The organism is Solwaraspora sp. WMMB335 (assembly GCF_049179075.1).
Classification (GTDB): Bacteria; Actinomycetota; Actinomycetes; order Mycobacteriales; family Micromonosporaceae; genus Micromonospora_E.
This window is the reverse complement of the sequence record NZ_JBMHMF010000001.1, coordinates 5,535,217-5,552,778: the sequence shown is the minus strand read 5'-3', so window position 1 is coordinate 5,552,778 and position 17,562 is coordinate 5,535,217. Positions and strand designations below refer to the sequence as shown.

Here is a 17,562-nt window from a genome sequence, read left to right as displayed (position 1 = left end):
CGCCGGTGGGAGGCAGACCATGGATCGATCGTTGATCATCGCCAAGGTGGTCCCGGACGCCGAACAGCAGGTCGCCGAGATCTTCGCCGAGTCTGACCAGACCGAGCTACCTGGTCTGGCCGGCGTGCGTCACCGGTCGCTGTACCGACTGCACGACCTGTACGTGCATCTGATCGAGACCGACGACATCGGTCCGGACGCGATCGCCGCCGCCCGCCGCCACCCCGAGTTCGACCGGGTCAGCGGTCGGCTTGCCCGGTACATCTCACCGTACCTGGCCAGCTGGCGCTCCCCTCGCGACGCGCTGGCGCACCGGTTCTACCACTGGGACGCCCAAGAGCACCGGCGGCAGCGATGAAGCCGCCGGCCACACCCGAGCGGGAGTTGTGGCTACGCTGCACCGCCTGCCGGAGCCTGATCTACCGGCGCCGGCTACGGCGCAATCTGGAGGTATGCCCGGAGTGCGGGCACCATCGCCGGCTGACTGCGACCGAGCGCATCGACCAGCTCGCCGACCCCGGTAGCTTTTCGCCGCTGCCCGGCCAGGTCGCCGAAGTGGACCCGTTGGAGTTCGTCGATTCGCTGCCGTACCGCGAACGGCTGGCGCGGGCACGGGCGGCGACCGGCCTGACGGAGGCGGTGGTGTGCGGTACCGCCCGCATCGGCGGACATCGCGCCGTGCTGGCGGTGATGGACTTCCGGTTTCTCGGTGGCAGCCTCGGGGCCGCCACCGGCGAGTGGATCACCCGGGCCGCCGAGCAGTCACTCGCCGCCGGCGAACCGCTGATCCTGGTCAGTTCCTCCGGCGGCGCCCGGATGCAGGAAGGCGTGCTGGCGCTGATGCAGATGGCCACGATCAGCACCGCGATCGCCGAGCTGCGCGCAGCCGGACTGCTCACGGTCAGCGTGATCACCGACCCGACGTACGGCGGAGTGGCCGCCTCGTTCGCCACCAACACCGACGTGATCGTCGCCGAATCGGGCGCCCGGATGGGATTCGCCGGCCCGAGAGTCATCCGCGAGACGATCCGCCAGGCGCTGCCGGCCGGCTTCCAGACCGCCGAGTTCCTGCTCCGGCACGGCCAAGTCGACCTCGTGGTGCAACGGCGGGACCTGCGTGCCCGGCTGCGTACGCTGCTGGCGCTGGCCGCCGCCGGCCGGCCGGCGGTGCCACCGGCGTCAACCGTAGGACAGGCACCGCCGGCCATCGTGCCGACCGTAGGACAGGCACCGCCGGCCACCGTGCCGACCGCACGCCGGGGGCAGCAGTCCGATGCCTGGCGCTGCGTCCGCACCGCGCGTGACCCGGCCCGGCCGACCACGTTGGACTATCTGCAGACCGTGTTCGACGGGTTCGTCGAACTGCACGGCGACCGGGTCGGCGGGGACTGCCCGGCCATTGTCGCCGGGCTGGCCCGGCTGGCCGATCATCCGGTCGCGGTGGTCGGTCATCAGAAGGGGCACGACGCCCGGGAGATGCTGGCCCGCAACTTCGGCATGGCCAGCCCGGCCGGCTATCGCAAGGCGATGCGAGTGATGCGCCTTGCCGCCCGGCTCGGCCTGCCGGTGATCACGCTGATCGACACTCCGGGTGCTCATCCGGGAGTGGACGCCGAAGAGCAGGGCCAGGCCGCTGCGATCGCCGCCTGTCTACGCACCTCAGCCCGACTGCCCACCCCGATGATCGCGGTCGTCACCGGTGAAGGCGGCAGCGGCGGGGCGCTGGCGCTCGCCGTCGCGGACCGGGTGCTGATGCTGCAGAACGCCGTCTACTCGGTGATCAGTCCGGAGGGCTGCGCCGCCATCCTGTTTCACGACCGGGCCGCCGCGCCCCGGGCCGCCGCGGCGCTGCGGCTCACCGCAGCCGACCTGCTCCGGCTCGGCGTAGTCGACGGCACCGTCGCCGAACCGCCCGGTGGTGCCCAGCGCGACCCGGTCGGTGCCGCCGAGCGGGTACGCACCGCGCTGCTGGCCGTGCTGCCCGCGCTGCTCGCCCTGCCCGTACCGCAGCTGCTGCACGGCCGGGCGCGCCGCTTCCGGCGCTACGCCGCCGGAGGGGTACCGGCTGGCGCCGCGACCGGGACCGGCGCCGCCGTGCCGGACGCCGACGCGTCGACCACCGAACCCCGACCGATCCGGGTGATGCCGCGATGACCGCCACTTCCGCCAACGGAACCCCGGCCGACGCCGGCGGAGTCCCGGCCGATGCCAGTGGTATCTCTGCCAACCCGGAGCTCGCCGGGCAGCTGCGCCGGCTGGCCGAACAGACCCGGGCGCTCGTCGGCGAACTCTCCGGCCCACTGCGCCGGGTGCAGGTCCGCCACGGCGACACGGTGATCGAAATCGAGTGGCACGACCGGACCGCGGCTGCCGGGCCACCGCCGGCGGTCGAGCCGGCCGCCGTGGACGGGCAGACCCGACCGCCCTGCCTGCATCAGGTCGCCTCGCCGATCGTCGGCACGTTCTACCGGGCCGCGGAACCGGGCGGCAAGCCGTTCGTCGCGGTCGGTGACCTGATCGAACCGGGCCAGGTGGTCGGGATCGTCGAGGCGATGAAGCTGATGAACGAGATCACCGCCGACCGGCGAGGTGTGGTGACCGAGGTACACGTCGGCGACGGCGAACCGGTCGAGTTCGACCAGCCGCTGGTCACCCTCGGACCGGCGTGAGGGGGCAGGTGGGATGTTCGAGAAGGTCCTGATCGCCAACCGGGGCGAAATCGCGTTGCGGATCGCTCGCGCCTGCCGGGAGCTCGGCGTACGGACGGTCGCGGTGTGTTCCACAGCGGACCGCGACTCCGCTGTGGCCCGTTTCGCCGACGAGACGGTCCAGATCGGACCGCCACCGGGGCGGCTCAGTTATCTGAACGCGGCGGCGCTCATCGAGGCCGCCCGGCGTACCGGAGCTCAGGCGATTCACCCCGGCTACGGCTTCCTGTCCGAAGACGCCGATTTCGCGGAGATCTGCGCCGAGAACGGGTTGGTCTTCATCGGCCCACCGGCCGAAGTGATGCTCGCGCTCGGTGACAAGTCGAAGGCCCGCACGGCACTCGGCGCGACTGGACTGCCGCTGCCGCCGGGCAGTCAGGAGCCGGTGGCCAGCGCGGCACACGCCGCCCGGGTCGCCGCCGAGATCGGCTACCCGGTGATCATCAAAGCGGCGGCCGGCGGCGGCGGGCGTGGCATGACCGTCGTCGTCGACCAACGGGCGCTGGCCGCCGCCTACCACCGGACCCGGCAGAGCGCCCGCGCCGTGTTCGGCGACGACCGGGTCTATCTGGAGCGCTACCTGGTCCACGCGCGCCACGTCGAGGTCCAGGTGCTCTGTGACGGGTACGGCAACGGGGTGCATCTGGGTACCCGGGACTGCTCGGTGCAGCGCCGGCACCAGAAACTCATCGAGGAAGGGCCGGCCCCTGCCCTGCCGGCCGCGATGCTGGACGAGATGGCCTCGGTCGCGGTGCGCGCCGCGCTGGCCGTCGGTTACCAGGGCGCCGGGACCTTCGAATTCCTCGTCGACGAGCACGAGCAGTTCCACTTCATCGAGATCAACTGTCGGATCCAGGTGGAGCATCCGGTGACCGAGATGATCACCGGCGTCGACCTGGTACATGAGCAGATCCACATCGCCAGCGGAACACCACTGCGGCTGCGCCAGAGCGAGATACGTCCACGCGGGGTGGCCGTCGAATGCCGGGTCAACGCCGAGGATCCGCACCTCGGCTTCACACCCGCACCCGGGACGCTGGCCCGGTTCATACCCCCCGGCGGTCCGTTCACCCGGGTCGACACCCACGGCTATCCGGGATACGTGATCGGTCCGCACTACGACTCGCTGCTGGCCAAGGTGGTGGTGTGGGCGCCCGAGCGGGAGCTCGCGCTCAACCGGATGGAGCGGGCACTCGGCGAGTTCGTGGTGTCCGGACCGGGCCTACGCACCACGATCCCGTTCCTGCGGCGGGTCCTCGACGACGCGACATTCCGCAAAGGACGCTACTCGACCACCCTGGTCAACCGGCTGCTCGACGGACGGCCGGAGCAGTCCCGCACACCTAGGAGGAGGAGCGGATGAGCATCACCGACCAGCACCAGCCGGTCACCGCAGCGGACATCACCGCCATCCTGGTCCGCAACTGCGGTCTGGACGCGGGCAGTGCCGCCGCCGCGCCCGCGGCGTCCCTGGCGGAACTCGGCATGGATTCCCTCGCGCTGCTGGAACTGCAGGCCGTGGTCGCCGACCGGTACCGGGTCCAAATTCCTGAGCAGTCCGCAGACCTGACCATCGCCCAGGTGGCCGACCTCGTCGCCGGTCAGGTCACCGACGATGGACCGGGACAACTTGAGAAACCGGCCCAGGCCGAAAGGCCGGCCCAGGCCGAAAGGCCGGCCCAGGCCGACGGCGGCGGCACGTCCACCCCCGGTCACACCGAGAACGATGTGACCATCGCCGCTGGACTCGACCTGGTCTGGGACATCACCAACGACGTGCCCCGGTGGCCGGACCTGTTCACCGAGTACGCCTCGGCGACGGTCCTGCACCGCCGGGGTGACACGGTGCGATTCCGGCTGACCATGCACCCCGACGAGAACGGAATCGTGTGGAGCTGGATCAGCGAACGGACCGCCGACCGGCAGCGGTGCGAGGTGCACGCACACCGGGTGGAGCCGGGACCGTTCGAGTACATGCGGATCCGCTGGTACTACTGCGAAGTACCCCAGGGGACCCGGATGACCTGGATCCAGGACTTCGCGATGCGGCCCAACGCGCCCGTCGACGACGCGGGAATGACCGAACGGATCAACACCAACAGTCGGATCCAGCTGGACGTCATCAAGGAACGGATCGAGGCGGTGGCGCGCGGCGAACGGCCGGCCCCCACGGCCCCGGCCCGCCGGCCCGGTGCCACGGAGGGAGCAAGCGATGAATGACCCGCGTCAGGTCGCCGCCCGCGACCTTGCCCCGGACCGACGTCGCGGCGGTGAGCTGCGGGTGCTGCTCGGACCCCGGACCGTCGGCAGCACCTCGGGTTTTCTGGGCATGGCGGTGCTGCGGCCCGGAGAAAAGATCACCGAGCACTACCACCCGTACAGCGAGGAGTTTCTCTACGTCGCCCGTGGCGAGATCATCGTCGACCTGGACGACCTGCCGGTCGCGGTACACCGGGCGGAAGCGCTGTTCGTGCCGATGAACACCCGGCACCGGTTACGCAACGTCGGCAAGGGACCTGCTGAGGTGGTGTTCCATCTCAGCCCGCTGGCCCCCCGCCCGGAACTCGGTCACGTCGACACCGAAGGTCCGGTCGTGCTCGGCCCCGGGCCGGACGCGCCCCGGCCAGGCACGCCGCGAAACGCCAGCCCGCACGCCAACGGGGCGCGGGTCACCGGCGGGCCGTCCGGGACACCGCGAGGACGCCGGCCGTGACCGCCGGCCGGTCGCCACGGCGGACGGTGGTCACCGGAATCGGAGTGGTCGCCCCTGGCGGGGCGACCCGCGAAGCCTTCTGGACGGCGATCACCGCCGGCCGGACCGCCACCCGGCGGATCAGCTTCTTCGACCCGTCACCGTTCCGGTCCCAGATCGCCGCCGAGTGCGACTTCGACCCGGCCGGTGCCGGGCTCACTCCGCGCGAGCGGCGACGCGCCGACCGGTACGTGCAGTTCGCACTCGCCTGCTCGATCGAGGCACTTGCCGATGCCGGGCTGGACCTGACCGAGGCTGGTCGTCAGCGCGCCGGGGTGGCCCTCGGCTCCGCCGTCGGCGGCACCATGGCCCTGGAGCAGGAGTACGTGGTGGCCAGCGACAGTGGCGCGCGATGGCTGGTCGACGTGGACTGCACCATGCCGTACCTCTACCAGGCCCTGGTACCCAGCAGCCTGGCCGGTGACGTCGCCTGCCGGCACGGTTGGCACGGCCCGGCGCAGGTGATCTCCACCGGCTGCACCTCCGGGATCGACGCCATCGGCTACGCCCACCAGTTGATCGTCGACGGTGCGGCCGACGTGATGCTGGCCGGGGCGGCCGATTCGCCGATCTCCCCGGTCACCGTCGCCTCGTTCGACGCGATCAGGGCCACCACGCCGGACAACGACGATCCGGCCCACGCCAGTCGGCCGTTCGACAACGACCGGCACGGCTTCGTGCTCGCCGAAGGCGCCGCCGTACTGGTGCTGGAGGAGATCGACCACGCGCGACGTCGCGGCGCCCGGATCTACTGCGAGGTAGCCGGCTACGCCACCCGCAGCAACGGCTTCCACATGACCGGGCTACGCCCGGACGGTGCCGAGATGGCGCTGGCCATCACCGACGCGCTGGACCAGGCCCGGCTCGACCCGGGCGAGGTGTCGTACGTCAGCGCGCACGGCTCGGGCACCCGGCAGAACGACCGGCACGAGACCGCGGCGTTCAAGCGGGCGCTCGGCGACGCCGCGTACCAGGTGCCGATCAGCTCGATCAAGTCGATGGTCGGGCATTCGCTCGGTGCCATCGGATCCATCGAGATGGCCGCCTGTGCCCTGGCGATGGCGCACTCGGTGGTGCCGCCGACCGCGAACTGGCGGACCCGGGACCCGGAGTGCGACCTGGACTACGTGCCCAACCAGGCCCGCGACCTGCCGGTGGAGGTGGCGTTGTCGGTGGGCAGCGGATTCGGCGGGTTCCAGTCCGCGATGGTCTTCGCCACGCCGGAGAGGACAGCACGGTGAGCGGCAACGGTGCCGCCCGGTCCGGCAGCACGGGTGCGGCGGACGGCGGTGGCCGCCGCCGGGCGGTGGTCACCGGCATCGGTGTGGTGGCACCTACCGGGTTCGGCGCCGAAGCGCACTGGAAGGCCGTCCTGGTCGGGCAGCCGCGTACCGGGCGGATCACGCTGTTCGACCCCGACCCGTACCCGGTGACGCTCGCCGGTGAGGTCGCCGACTTCGACGCCCTGCAGTGGACGGACAACCGGCGGGCGGTACAGACCGACCGGTGGACGCATCTCGCGTTCGCCGGCACCCGCCTTGCCCTGGCCGACGCCGGCCTACCGGAGACCGCCCCGGACCCCTACCGGTACGCGGTCACGCTGGCCAGTTCCTCCGGCGGCAACCTGTTCGGGCAGCGGGAATTGCAGCGGTTGTGGGGACGGCCGGGCCGCACCGTCGGCGCGTACCAGTCGATCGCCTGGTTCTACGCCGCCAGCGTCGGCCAGCTCTCCATCGCCCACCAGTTCAAGGGGGCCTGCGGGGTGCTGGTCGCGGAGGCCGCCGGGGGACTGGACAGCCTGGCGCACGCGGCGCGCACCATCCGTCGGGGCGCCGACGTGGTGCTGGCCGGTGCCACCGAATGCGCGCTGAGCCCGTACGCCCTGGCCTGCCAACTGCGCAGCGGCCTGCTCAGCAGCGGCACCGATCCACACCGGTCCTACCTGCCGTTCGACGTGGACGCGCAGGGCTACCTGCCGGGTGAAGGCGGGGCGGTGCTGGTAGTCGAGGAGCTGGGGCACGCCCTGGCACGCGGCGCGCCGGTGATCTACGGCGAGGTCGCCGGCTGGGGTGCCACCCACGACGCGCTGCACACCACCCGGCACAGCGGCGGCGATGTCGGCCAGTACGCACGGGCGATGCGGGTCGCGCTGGACGCCGCCAGCGCCGCTCCCACCGAGGTGGACGTCTGCTTCCCCGACGCGCTCGGGGTGCCGCGCTACGACCGCTCGGAAGCGCGGGCCCTGCGGGTCGTGTTCGGGCCGGATTCACCGCCGGTGACCACGCCGAAGCCGCTGACCGGGCGGGCGCACCAGGGCAGTGCCGCGCTGGACGTGGCGACCGCGCTGCTGGCCCTGCGGCACCGGGTGCTGCCGCCGACGGCCGCACCGCGACGCCCGGCGCCCGGCTGCGATCTCGACTTCGTCCGTTCGCAGCGGGAGTGCGCGGGCCGGACGGCATTGGTCGCCGCCCGGGGTTTCGACGGCTTCAACAGCGCCCTGCTGCTGCGCCGAGACCAGGCATGGGAGTGATCCGGTCGGTCATGGTTCTGGTCCGGTCACCGTGCTGGTGGCGGCGGCGAATAGGTGACCGGGGATCGGGTATCGGGATGAAGCGACAACGGGCTGGGACGGCTCGTCGCGGCGGGGACACGGGTGAGCGCAGCGACCGAGGAGGCGGACGGATGCAGATCGGATACAAGCTGGCCACCGAAGCGTTCGGACCGGCGGAACTCATCCGCCAGGCGGTCCGGGCCGAGCAGGTCGGTTTCGACTTCGTCGAACTGAGTGACCACTTCCATCCCTGGCTGGACAGTCAGGGCCACTCGCCGTTCACCTGGAGCGTGCTGGGTGCGATCGCGGCCCGCACCGAGCGGATCGGCTTGGCCACCGGGGTGACCTGCCCGACCCTGCGCTATCACCCGGCGGTCATCGCCCAGGCGGCGGCAACGGTGGCGCTGCTCTGCGACGGCCGGTTCACCCTCGGGGTGGGTGCCGGCGAGCGGCTCAACGAACACGTCACCGGTCAGCCGTTCCCGAGCGTACGGGAGCGTCACGCACGCCTACGGGAAGCGCTGGAGATCATCCGGCTGCTGTGGTCCGGGGGCTACCAGTCGTACCAGGGCAGGCACCTGCAGCTTGACGACGCGCGGGTCTTCGACCTGCCGGAGGAGCCACCGGTGCTGGCGGTCGCGGCCAGCGGTCCCGAGTCGGCGCAGCTGGCGGCCGAACTCGGCGACGGTCTGTTCGCCACCGAGCCGAAAGCCGCGATCATCGACCAGTTCCACCGGGCGGGTGGTAAGGGACCGCTGTACGCCGAGTGCCCGATGGCCTGGGCTACCGACGAAGAGCAGGCGGTGACCGCCGCCTGGGAGTCAAGCCGGTGGGCGGTGACCGGCTGGAAGGTGAAAAGCGAACTCCCCAACCCGGTGAACTTCGCGGCGGCGTCGGCGATGGTGGGCGCGAACGACATCCGGCGGCATTTCAGCGTGGGGCCGGACCCGGCGGTGCATGTCGAGGCGGTCCGCCCGTACGTCGACGCCGGGTTCGACCACGTCGTGCTGCAGAACGCCGGGCCCGACCCGGACGGGTTCATGGACTTCTTCGAGCGTGTGCTGGCCGATCGGTTGCGGGGGCTCGACGGCGCGCGGTGACCGGAATCCGGCTGCCGCGGGTGACGGCGCCGCTCGGCGGAGGTGCGTGGTGGCCCGCTCAGCGTGCACGGTGGCCGGCCCGGTGTGGCTGGTGTCCGGCCACCGCACCGACGCCGTCAGGCGCGGGCTGGGCCGGAATAGTCGGGCGCGACGTAGACCGGCAGCCGCTCGCCCTGGCTACGGGCGTAGCGACGGATGTACGTGACGGACTCGGCCCCCGGCTGGAGCGGCACCGTGTACTGCGTAGGCAAGGTGTCCGCGGCAGCGGCGAGGCGGCGGGGGGTCACCTCGCGCCGTTGATCATGCCACGGGCCACCCAGGAACAGAACCTTCATATCGCGATCCTTGCCGGTTTAGCCATCCGGCGCCTCATCCGTACGCACAATTAGCGGCAAAGCTTAGTGATCCGCTCCGCTCCACCACCACGATAAGCACCACCGTCGTCACCATGGGTAAACGCTAAAGAGCACTGAGCAACATTCACATACATCACACATACGCGAGGAACAATCGTCATCGCCACACTCCGCACACTCGACCCGGCACAGCAGTCATATTCCGGGCACGATGCGTGAGTAGGGGCAGACACGCATTGACGACTACCGACCGAGGAACCGAGGCGGCCGCTTCTCGACGAAGGCGGCCATTCCCTCGGCCTGGTCCGCCGTGTCGAACAGGCCATGGAACACCCGTCGCTCGAACAGCAGCCCTTCCCGCAGCCCGACCTCCTGCGACCGCTCGACCGCTTCGCGGGCAGCGCGCACCGCGAGGCGGCCATGGCCGGCGATCACCTCAGCGACGGTGTACGCCTCGGCCATCAGCCGTCCGGCCGGAACGACCCGGGACACCAGCCCACACCGCTCCGCCTCGGTGGCGTCCATCGACCTGCCGGTCAGGATCAGATCCATCGCCTTGGCTTTGCCGACCAGTCGGGTAAGCCGCTGGGTGCCGCCGATCCCCGGAATCACGCCCAGGGTGATCTCGGGCTGGCCGAACCGCGCGTTCTCAGCCGCGATCACCAGATCGCACATCATCGCCAGTTCACATCCCCCACCGAGGGCGTATCCGGCGACCGCAGCGATTTTCGGCGTACGCAGGGCGGTGAACTCCTCCCAGCCGGCGAAGAAGTCGTCGGCCATCATCTGCGCCGTGGTCCTGCCGGCCATCTCGCGGATGTCGGCCCCGGCACAGAAGAACCCGTCCGAGCCGGTTATCACGAAGCAACCGACGTCGGGTGCCCGGTCCAGCGGCCGCAGTGCGGCCACCAGTTCCGCGCACAACGCCGAGTTGAGCGCGTTGCGTGCCGCTGGGCGGTGCAGGGTGGCGGTCACCACTGCGCCCTGTTGTTCGATCTTGACGTACACGTCGTCTCCTCCGCTGTTTCATCATCGGGGGGCCGCACGGCGCCGCGACGGCCCCGGTCAGGAATCCCAGATCGCGCCGAACGCGGGGATGCCCCGACGTTCCAGGCCGTGCACGACCTGCCAGGTGAGTTTCTGGTTGGAGATACAGATGACCGCCTCGGCGCCGTTGGCCCGCAACGCCTCGTACGCCAGCGCCACCATGTCCGGCTTGCCGTGCGTGGCGGTGTCCCAGATCGTCGCGTCGGGCTGTGCCCGCAGAATCTCGTCGATCAGGTCGTCGCCGTAGGTGGCCCGCGGGGCCCGGGTGGCCCAGACCAGGTGCGCCGGCACCTGCCGGGCCAGCAGGTGCGGCAGAACGGGTCCGATGCCGCTGCCGGTCGCGACGTACACGACGCGGGTGAACAGGACTTCGATGTTGGCCACCCCGGCGGTGGTGATCCCCTTGACCCACACGTGCTCCGGTGGGTCGTCGATCAGGTCGCCGGTCCAGTCACCGGCTCGCGATACGGCCAGCCGGAAACCGGCCTCGCCCGGCGCCGGTACGTTGGCGAACGAGTGCCACTCCAGCAGCGGACGGCGGCTGATGGCGGTGGACGACCCGGCGAACGGTGTGGTGTGCCGCAGATGGAGCAGGGCCACGTGCTTCGACGGGCGCACGACGCCTACCGGCACCCGGCGCAGCCTCAGCCACGGCAGTGCCACGCTGGCGGTGAGCAGCGCCAGGATCCACAGTGCCGGCGTGGCGGCCAGTGCGGCGACCAGTGGACGGCTGTCTCGCCCGGCGTCGACGACGGCCACCGTCTGGGCCCAGAGGATCACCAGCGCGGCCCACCCGCCGAACCGGTGGGTCCGCTCGAACAGGTCGTGCCGACGGCGGCGTACCGGTGGTAGCGCGGTCGCCACGATCACGACCAGCAGGACGATCAACAGGTAGGCCAGCGCGAGCGGGACCGTCACGGTCCCGGCGGCGACGGCCTGGCGGGTCAGTTCGACGACGTACGCGGCGAACCACGCGGTGCCGGCGAGTGCCCCGCCGACGTGCAGCCCACCGAAGTGGTAGACCTTACCCAGCGCCCACCGCACGCGTAGCGGCCAGCTCGTCGGGGCCCGGGTGGCGAGCCAGAACAGCAGGTTGATCAGATACTGCTGGCGGATCAGCACGGCCAGGGCAACGTTGGCCAGCGCGGCGTAGGACAGGCTGGCCAGTCCGCCTTCGGTGCCGGTCCACCAGCCTCCGGCGGTCAGCGCGTAGCCCAACAGGACGGCATTGCCGGCGATCACCAGAGCGGTCAGCCGGTGGTACGGCATCAGCCGGGGATGTTTGGTGATCCGGCCGGCCAGCGGCAGTGCGGCCGGCAACTCGACCGCACCGGCCGGTGGCGCCGCGGCCGGTGCGGCCTCGGCAGCCCGCAGGACATCCGCAGCCGGCGCGATGTCCGTGGTCGGCGGGCGGGTCCGGGTGGCGATGCCGGCCATCACGCCGCCTCCGACAGGGTGGCCGCGTCGGACCCGACGGGGCGGTCGATCGACGGGACCGGACCGGACGTCGCCGGGCGGTCGAGTAGTCGGCGCAGCGCCGCCTTGTCGATCTTGCCCCGGTCGGTCATCGGCAACACCGGCAACGCGTGCACCTGATCCGGCACGCAGTAGTACGGCAGGGCATCGGCGACCGCCTGGCGGGCGACCTGCGGGTCGACCACCCCGGGCGCGACGAACGACACGAGCGTACGGTCGTCGACCTTGAGGGTCGCCGCCCGCCGGCAGCCGGGCACCGATTCCAGCACCGCCGAGACGGAATCGAGTTCGACCCGGAAGCCACGCACCTTCACCTGGTCGTCGGTGCGGCCCAGATGCTCCAGTTCCCCGTCGGACGTCCATCGACCGAGGTCACGGGTCCGGAACATCATCCGCCCTCCGCCGAGGAACGGATCCGGGGCGTACCGCTGCCCGGTCAGCTCCGGATTGCCCAGATAGCCGGCTGATACGCAGTCGCCGCCGGCCCACATCTCGCCGACCTCGCCGATCGGGCACGGCTGGCGGTCGGCGTCCAGCACGTAGACCGTGTTGTTCGGGGTCGGGCGCCCGATGGTCAGCTGGGCAGCGGCCGGATCGTGCCGCTGCATCGTGTTCACGATGGTGGTTTCCGTCGGGCCGCAGGAGTTGTGGAACACCGCGTGCCGGGCCCACCGGTCGGCGAGCGGGCGGGGGCACGGTTCGCCGGCGACGGCCACCACCTTGACCCGCGCGCAGCGGTCGGGATCGACCGTGCCGAGCACGCTGGGCGTGGCGATCACGACGTCGACCTGCTCGACCGTGGCGGCGATGTCCCGGCCGCGCACCACCAGGGTGCCGCCGTGGCTGAGGCAGCCGAGAATTTCCCAGGCGGCCATGTCGAAGGCGATGCTCAAGATCTGTCCGACCCGCCACCCTGGCCGGATGCCAAGATCACCCGGCGCGGTCAGCAGGAGGTTGCACACGTTGCGATGGGTGACGGTCACCCCGTTGGGCTGGCCGGTGGTGCCGGAGGTGAACAGTACGTAGCAGCCGTCGTCGGAGCTGACCGGCCCGGCCGGCACGCTCTCGGTGGCCGGCGGCTCGGCGAGCGTCTCGTCGACGGCGAGCACCACCTGGCCGGCCGGCTGCGGGATCTGCCCGGCGAACTCGCTGGTGGTCAGTACGACCCGGATCGCGGCGGTGTGCAGGACGTGGCGCAGTTGCGCGTCGGTGGCCACGCCGACGTGCTGCGGTACGTACGCGGCACCCGCCTTGAGCGTGGCGAGCAGCCCGATGATCATGGGAATCGACCGTCGCAGGAACAGTCCGACCCGGTCACCGGGGCGGACGCCGAGCGAGACCAGCCGGCGGGCGAGTTGGTCGGCCTGCCGGTCGAGCTCGTGGTAGGTGATGGTCACGCCGAGGTGCTCGACGGCGACCGCGTCCGGGACAGCGGCGGCCCATCGCTCGAACGCATGGTGGATGTGCGTATGGATGATCGGCTCATCCGGGCCATAGCCGAACCGGCGGAACAACTGACGGTCCGTACCAGACAGTCGAGCCAGCGGGTCCGGGGGCAGCCCGGCCCCCGCGATCCGGGGAATGCTGTGCTGAGCGGTAGCGCTGCTGCGGTGCAGGGTCAGCGAGCGGCCGGCTCGTCGCCTCGGCATGACGTCTCCTCTCGGTGTCGCACCGCTGCGAGGGCTGCGGCGCGGGTCACCTCAAGGGAACCGCAGAGTCGGTCATCAATCTACAGACAGTGACAATAGGTAAGAAATACGTAATAAGTGCAAGGAAGCAGTGAAACCGGTCATCGGCCCGCTGACCTGCGCCGGGCTCGGTCGCCCGACCCGGCCCGGTGCGGCACACTCGCCGGGTGCGAGAGATAGCGATCATCGGAATCGGTGCCGGTGACCCCGACCACCTGACCCTGCAGGCGATCGCGGCCATCCAGCGGATCGAGGTGTTCTTCCTGCTCGACAAGGGACCGGCCAAGCAGGACCTGGTCCGGCTGCGGACGGAGATCCTGCGGCGGCACGCCCGGCAGGCGTATCGGCTGATCGAGGCCCCTGACCCGGAGCGCGACCGGGCCGCGACGGCCTATCCGGCGGCGGTCGAGGACTGGCGGCGCCGCCGTGGCGATCTCTATGCCCGGCTGCTGAGCGACGAACTGCCCGACGGAGGGCGCGGCGCCTTCCTCGTCTGGGGTGACCCCGCCCTGTACGACAGCACCCTCGCCGTCCTCGACGACCTGTACACGCGGCAGGTGGTCGAGTTCGAATACCAGGTGGTCCCCGGAATCAGCGCGGTGGCCGCGCTGACCGCCCGGCACCGGATCACGCTCAACCGGATCGGCCGACCGGTGCAGATCACCACCGGGCGACGGCTCGCCGACGAAGGGTTCCCGCCCGGGGTCGACGACCTCGTGGTCATGCTCGACGCGCACTGCACCTTCACCCGGTTCACCGCGGCCGACCGGATCGACATCTACTGGGGTGCCTACCTGGGGACTCCGGACGAGTTGTTGCTCGCCGGCCCGGTGCACGAGATCGCCGATCAGATCGTGACCACCCGGGCCACGGCGCGGGCGCGCAAGGGCTGGATCATGGACACCTACCTGCTGCGCCGTACCATTGGCCAGGCAACCGGACAGCAGGCGCGAGATGACTGAACAGGACTTGGCCCGACAGCCACGACCGGTCGACCGGCACAGCCCACTCCCGCTCTGGGCGCAACTGCACGACGACCTGGTCCGCCGGCTGTCCGCCGGCGGGTTCACCGCCGGGTTCCCCGGTGAGCACGAGCTGGTCGAGGAGTACGGCGTCAGCCGGCACACGGTACGCGAGGCGCTGCGCCGGCTACGCCAGGCCGGGGTGCTCGACTCGGCCCGGGGCCGGCGCACCGCGGTCCACCACCAACGCATCGAGCAGCCGCTCGGCGCGCTCTACTCGCTGTTCGACGAGGTCCAGGCCCGCGGCATGCGCCAGCGCAGCGAGGTGCTCGCCCGCGACCTACGTACCGACACGGCGGTGGCCGCCCGACTCGGCCTGGACCCCGCCACCGAGTTCGTCCACCTGGTGCGGCTGCGCTTCGCCGACGACGAGCCGCTCGCCACCGACCGGACCTGGCTGCTCGCCGACCTGGCCCGGCCGCTGCTGACCGCCGATTTGACCGGCACCGGCATCTACGCCGAGCTGGCCACCTGTGGCGTGCGGATCACCGACGGGCAGGAGCGTATTCACGCCACCGTGCCCACTGCCGAACAACGCCAACTGCTCGGCATCGGCCGCAGCGTCGGGCTGCTCGCGGTGGAACGGATCGGGCGAGCCGCCGGTACGCCGGTCGAGTGGCGGGAGACCTTCGTCCGCGGCGACCGGTTCAGTCTGCTGGCCGGCTGGGCCCCGCACCGGGCGTACCAGTTGCAGGTCGCCGACGGGTCGCCGCTACGCTCCGCCCCCTTCCCCGTCGATCTTGGACTCGCCGAGAGGAAATGACCGTTTTGGCCATCGGCCAGTCCAAGATCGTCGGGATGAGCTGGCGGAGCAGCAGGACCAGCACGAGTATCCCGGCCACCGCCGCCCAGCCCCACGGATAGCGTTCCGCCTCGGCGACGAACGCCACACCGGTGGCGGTGTCGATGCCCTCGGCAGCGCCGCCGTGGATCTGGCCGTGCACCGCGTACCGCCCGTAGACCGGAGCGTCCAGCGGCACGGCGATCCGGACAGTTCGGCGCTGCCCTGCGGCAAGGCCGGCCAGTTCCGGCGCGTCGACGATGACGGTTGGCCGATCGGGCCGCCCGACCAGCAGCGACATCCGCGCCTCGCTGACGTCGGCCGAGCCGTCGTTTCCCACCTCCAGGTCGATGACAAGCTGGCTGGGCAGGGCGAACAGCGACGGCCAGTCCCAGTCGGCGGGCACGACGGCCAGCTCGGTGACGCGCAGGCGTGCCGGTCCCCCGTCGGCCGGAGCGACCGGCGCGTCGGTGCCGACGATCTCGACGGCCGCGCTCCCGGTCACACCGCCGGCGGCGGCCGAACCGACGGCCGAGGTCGGCACGCCACCGCCGCCGAGCGTCCGGACCCGGATCACGCAGGGGCAGGCCACTGGCGGCGCGACGACCGTGATCCGGGTGGACACGGGATCGGCACCCGGTAGGTAGAGCTGACTGGCGCCGGCGGTGGCACAGTCGAGGGTGCCCCGCCGGGCCCGGTTGCCGCAGATCTCCAGCTGGACGTTTCCGGTCGGCCAGCCGGTGAGAGTGACGGCGACCGACTGCCCGACAGAGGCGGTGACCGGACTGACGCCGACCTGCGGCTGTGCCGCACGGGCCACGGCCGAGGGCTGGCTCGCCGCGCCGGCCAGCAGGACCAGGGCCAGCGCGCATCCGGCAGTCCGCCGGCCGGTCATGGCACGGCGGCGGTGTCGGTCGGGACAGTCGACGCTCCAGCCGGATCGGCGGACGCGTCCCCCGCCGGGTCGACGGACGCGGCTCCGGCCGGGGCGGTCCGCCGCTGGCGGGCCCGCCAGCGGCGGACCGCCAGCCAACCGGCCAGCACGGCGATGGCGGCGAGCAGCAGCCAGGGCGGCGCCCAGGTGCCGGCCGTACGGGTGACCGGCGGCAACGCCTCGTCCACGGTCATCGGCGCGAGGTCGACGGTGGCGGTGAGCCACAGCACCGGTGGCACGTCGGTGATCTGTTCGGTGACGGTGAAGGTGCTGCCGGGCAGCAACTCCGGTAGGTCCACCGGATCGGTGCGGGCCAGCCGCCAGCCGAACGGCCCGTCCAGCAGCACCGCACCGGTGCCACCGATGCGGATGTTGCCGGTGTTGCGTACCCGGTACGTGACCGTGGCGGTGCCGCCGCCGAGGGGATTGATCGGGTTGTCGTACTCGATGCGCATCGCCTCGACGTCGATCGCCGGCACCACCGGACCGTCGACCCGCAGGTAAATCCGGGCCGCGACTCGCTGGTCGACGTTGACCTGCTGACCGGTGGCGTCGGTGCGGACCTGGGCGATGGAGCCGATCACCCCGCCCGCGTGGTCGCCGGGGGTGGCGTTTGCGGGCACGGCGAGGCGGAACGGGACGTCGAGGCGCTCCCCGGCCGGCACCACGTACTCGCGTTGCTCGAAGTGGACCCAGGCACCGACGCCGGTGGCCGGCTGATCGGCCGGGAGCAGAGCGAAGGCGCCGTCGTCGGTGAGGAATCCGTCGGTGCCGTACACGGTGAAGGTCCGGTCCTGGTCGCCGAGGTTGCTGATACCGACGTAGTCGGTGATCTCCGCGCCCGGGACCAGGTCGTAGACGAAGTAGTTGCGCCCGGTCGGGCCGTCCGGGCCGGACGGCTGCACCGCCCAGGTGACCGCGTCGTCCGACCGAGCGGCGGCCGGGGACGGACCGGCCGGCTGAGCGGCGGCCGGCGCACCGAACAGGGCGGCGACCGGAACCCAGGCGGCGATGGCGGCGGCGAACGCGGTAGCCAGTGCGCATCGCCGGACACTGGACCGTCGCGGCGGATTCGGCTGAGGCATCGGGACTCCAGGTGGCCGGGGTGGCTGGTGCGGGTGTCACGGTGACACCCGCACCAGCCGTG

The 17,562-nt window shown here is 71.5% G+C and carries 16 protein-coding genes and 1 pseudogene; 11 read left to right on the top strand and 6 right to left on the bottom strand.

Features of this window, described 5'->3' with window-relative positions; translation table 11 throughout:
• Positions 1–19 precede the first annotated feature (19 nt).
• From ACN27F_RS24225 to ACN27F_RS24185, 9 genes and pseudogenes are all read left to right on the top strand, one after another.
• Positions 20–358: a TcmI family type II polyketide cyclase gene (locus ACN27F_RS24225; RefSeq protein ID WP_421437250.1), complete on the top strand. Its 339-nt coding sequence runs from the start codon at positions 20–22 to the stop codon at positions 356–358.
• The gene (gene accA / locus ACN27F_RS24220; protein WP_421437248.1) at positions 355–2,154 is read left to right on the top strand and encodes an acetyl-CoA carboxylase carboxyl transferase subunit alpha; all 1,800 of its coding nucleotides are present in this window, start codon (positions 355–357) and stop codon (positions 2,152–2,154) included. Before ACN27F_RS24225 ends, accA begins: the two co-directional genes overlap by 4 nt.
• Complete coding sequence (locus tag ACN27F_RS24215; protein ID WP_421437246.1) at positions 2,151–2,669, top strand: acetyl-CoA carboxylase biotin carboxyl carrier protein; 519 nt, start codon at positions 2,151–2,153, stop codon at positions 2,667–2,669. Before accA ends, ACN27F_RS24215 begins: the two co-directional genes overlap by 4 nt.
• 13 nt (positions 2,670–2,682) lie before the next feature.
• Positions 2,683–4,071 carry an acetyl-CoA carboxylase biotin carboxylase subunit gene (locus ACN27F_RS24210; RefSeq protein ID WP_421437245.1) on the top strand — a complete coding sequence of 463 codons (1,389 nt, stop codon included), beginning with the start codon at positions 2,683–2,685 and terminating at the stop codon, positions 4,069–4,071.
• Positions 4,068–4,928 carry an SRPBCC family protein gene (locus ACN27F_RS24205; protein WP_421437243.1) on the top strand — a complete coding sequence of 287 codons (861 nt, stop codon included), beginning with the start codon at positions 4,068–4,070 and terminating at the stop codon, positions 4,926–4,928. Before ACN27F_RS24210 ends, ACN27F_RS24205 begins: the two co-directional genes overlap by 4 nt.
• Positions 4,921–5,292: pseudogene (locus ACN27F_RS24200) on the top strand (cupin domain-containing protein); the annotation flags it as partial. The gene ACN27F_RS24205 and the pseudogene ACN27F_RS24200, both read left to right, overlap by 8 nt.
• Before the next feature lie 125 nt (positions 5,293–5,417).
• Positions 5,418–6,701, top strand: a complete 1,284-nt coding sequence (locus ACN27F_RS24195; RefSeq protein WP_421437241.1) for a beta-ketoacyl-[acyl-carrier-protein] synthase family protein — start codon at positions 5,418–5,420, stop codon at positions 6,699–6,701.
• A 65-nt stretch (positions 6,702–6,766) separates the two neighbouring features.
• Entirely contained in the window at positions 6,767–7,990 is a 1,224-nt protein-coding gene (locus ACN27F_RS24190) for a beta-ketoacyl synthase N-terminal-like domain-containing protein (protein ID WP_421440417.1), read from the top strand.
• Positions 7,991–8,142: 152 nt separating this feature from the next.
• Complete coding sequence (locus ACN27F_RS24185; protein ID WP_421437240.1) at positions 8,143–9,111, top strand: TIGR03557 family F420-dependent LLM class oxidoreductase; 969 nt, start codon at positions 8,143–8,145, stop codon at positions 9,109–9,111.
• A gap of 116 nt (positions 9,112–9,227) precedes the next feature.
• On the opposite strand, the gene ACN27F_RS24180 is transcribed toward ACN27F_RS24185, so the two are convergent.
• The 4 genes from ACN27F_RS24180 to ACN27F_RS24165 form a co-directional block, all read right to left on the bottom strand.
• A complete protein-coding gene (locus ACN27F_RS24180) occupies positions 9,228–9,446 on the bottom strand; it encodes a hypothetical protein (RefSeq protein ID WP_421437238.1) in 219 nt (72 codons plus the stop codon).
• A 264-nt stretch (positions 9,447–9,710) separates the two neighbouring features.
• Positions 9,711–10,475: an enoyl-CoA hydratase-related protein gene (locus ACN27F_RS24175; RefSeq protein WP_421437236.1), complete on the bottom strand. Its 765-nt coding sequence runs from the start codon at positions 10,473–10,475 to the stop codon at positions 9,711–9,713.
• 57 nt (positions 10,476–10,532) lie between these two features.
• A complete protein-coding gene (locus ACN27F_RS24170; RefSeq protein ID WP_421437235.1) occupies positions 10,533–11,951 on the bottom strand; it encodes a hypothetical protein in 1,419 nt (472 codons plus the stop codon).
• Positions 11,951–13,639, bottom strand: a complete 1,689-nt coding sequence (locus ACN27F_RS24165; protein ID WP_421437233.1) for an amino acid adenylation domain-containing protein — start codon at positions 13,637–13,639, stop codon at positions 11,951–11,953. The genes ACN27F_RS24170 and ACN27F_RS24165 overlap by 1 nt, the downstream gene beginning before the upstream one ends.
• Positions 13,640–13,845: 206 nt before the next feature.
• Here ACN27F_RS24165 and cobF point away from each other — a divergent pair, with 206 nt between their 5' ends.
• Complete coding sequence (gene cobF / locus ACN27F_RS24160) at positions 13,846–14,640, top strand: precorrin-6A synthase (deacetylating) (protein WP_421437231.1); 795 nt, start codon at positions 13,846–13,848, stop codon at positions 14,638–14,640.
• Positions 14,633–15,463 (top strand): GntR family transcriptional regulator, encoded by an 831-nt coding sequence (locus tag ACN27F_RS24155; protein WP_421437229.1) that lies wholly within the window; start codon positions 14,633–14,635, stop codon positions 15,461–15,463. The genes cobF and ACN27F_RS24155 overlap by 8 nt, the downstream gene beginning before the upstream one ends.
• Here the strand turns inward: ACN27F_RS24155 and ACN27F_RS24150 are convergent.
• Positions 15,348–16,376 (bottom strand): hypothetical protein, encoded by a 1,029-nt coding sequence (locus ACN27F_RS24150; protein ID WP_421437227.1) that lies wholly within the window; start codon positions 16,374–16,376, stop codon positions 15,348–15,350. The two genes, ACN27F_RS24155 and ACN27F_RS24150, sit on opposite strands and share 116 nt — an antisense overlap.
• Positions 16,373–17,500 carry a WxL protein peptidoglycan domain-containing protein gene (locus ACN27F_RS24145; RefSeq protein WP_421437226.1) on the bottom strand — a complete coding sequence of 376 codons (1,128 nt, stop codon included), beginning with the start codon at positions 17,498–17,500 and terminating at the stop codon, positions 16,373–16,375. The genes ACN27F_RS24150 and ACN27F_RS24145 overlap by 4 nt, the downstream gene beginning before the upstream one ends.
• Positions 17,501–17,562: the final 62 nt, after the last annotated feature.

Excerpts from the sequence above, each read along its gene's own strand:
- ACN27F_RS24225 (WP_421437250.1), top strand. The coding sequence starts at position 20 with ATGGATCGATCGTTGATCATCGCCAAGGTGGTCCCGGACGCCGAACAG.
- accA (WP_421437248.1), top strand. The coding sequence starts at position 355 with ATGAAGCCGCCGGCCACACCCGAGCGGGAGTTGTGGCTACGCTGCACC.
- ACN27F_RS24215 (WP_421437246.1), top strand. The coding sequence starts at position 2,151 with ATGACCGCCACTTCCGCCAACGGAACCCCGGCCGACGCCGGCGGAGTC.
- ACN27F_RS24210 (WP_421437245.1), top strand. The coding sequence starts at position 2,683 with ATGTTCGAGAAGGTCCTGATCGCCAACCGGGGCGAAATCGCGTTGCGG.
- ACN27F_RS24205 (WP_421437243.1), top strand. The coding sequence starts at position 4,068 with ATGAGCATCACCGACCAGCACCAGCCGGTCACCGCAGCGGACATCACC.
- ACN27F_RS24185 (WP_421437240.1), top strand. The coding sequence starts at position 8,143 with ATGCAGATCGGATACAAGCTGGCCACCGAAGCGTTCGGACCGGCGGAA.
- ACN27F_RS24180 (WP_421437238.1), bottom strand. The coding sequence starts at position 9,446 with ATGAAGGTTCTGTTCCTGGGTGGCCCGTGGCATGATCAACGGCGCGAG.
- ACN27F_RS24170 (WP_421437235.1), bottom strand. The coding sequence starts at position 11,951 with ATGGCCGGCATCGCCACCCGGACCCGCCCGCCGACCACGGACATCGCG.
- ACN27F_RS24165 (WP_421437233.1), bottom strand. The coding sequence starts at position 13,639 with ATGCCGAGGCGACGAGCCGGCCGCTCGCTGACCCTGCACCGCAGCAGC.
- ACN27F_RS24155 (WP_421437229.1), top strand. The coding sequence starts at position 14,633 with ATGACTGAACAGGACTTGGCCCGACAGCCACGACCGGTCGACCGGCAC.
- ACN27F_RS24150 (WP_421437227.1), bottom strand. The coding sequence starts at position 16,376 with ATGACCGGCCGGCGGACTGCCGGATGCGCGCTGGCCCTGGTCCTGCTG.
- ACN27F_RS24145 (WP_421437226.1), bottom strand. The coding sequence starts at position 17,500 with ATGCCTCAGCCGAATCCGCCGCGACGGTCCAGTGTCCGGCGATGCGCA.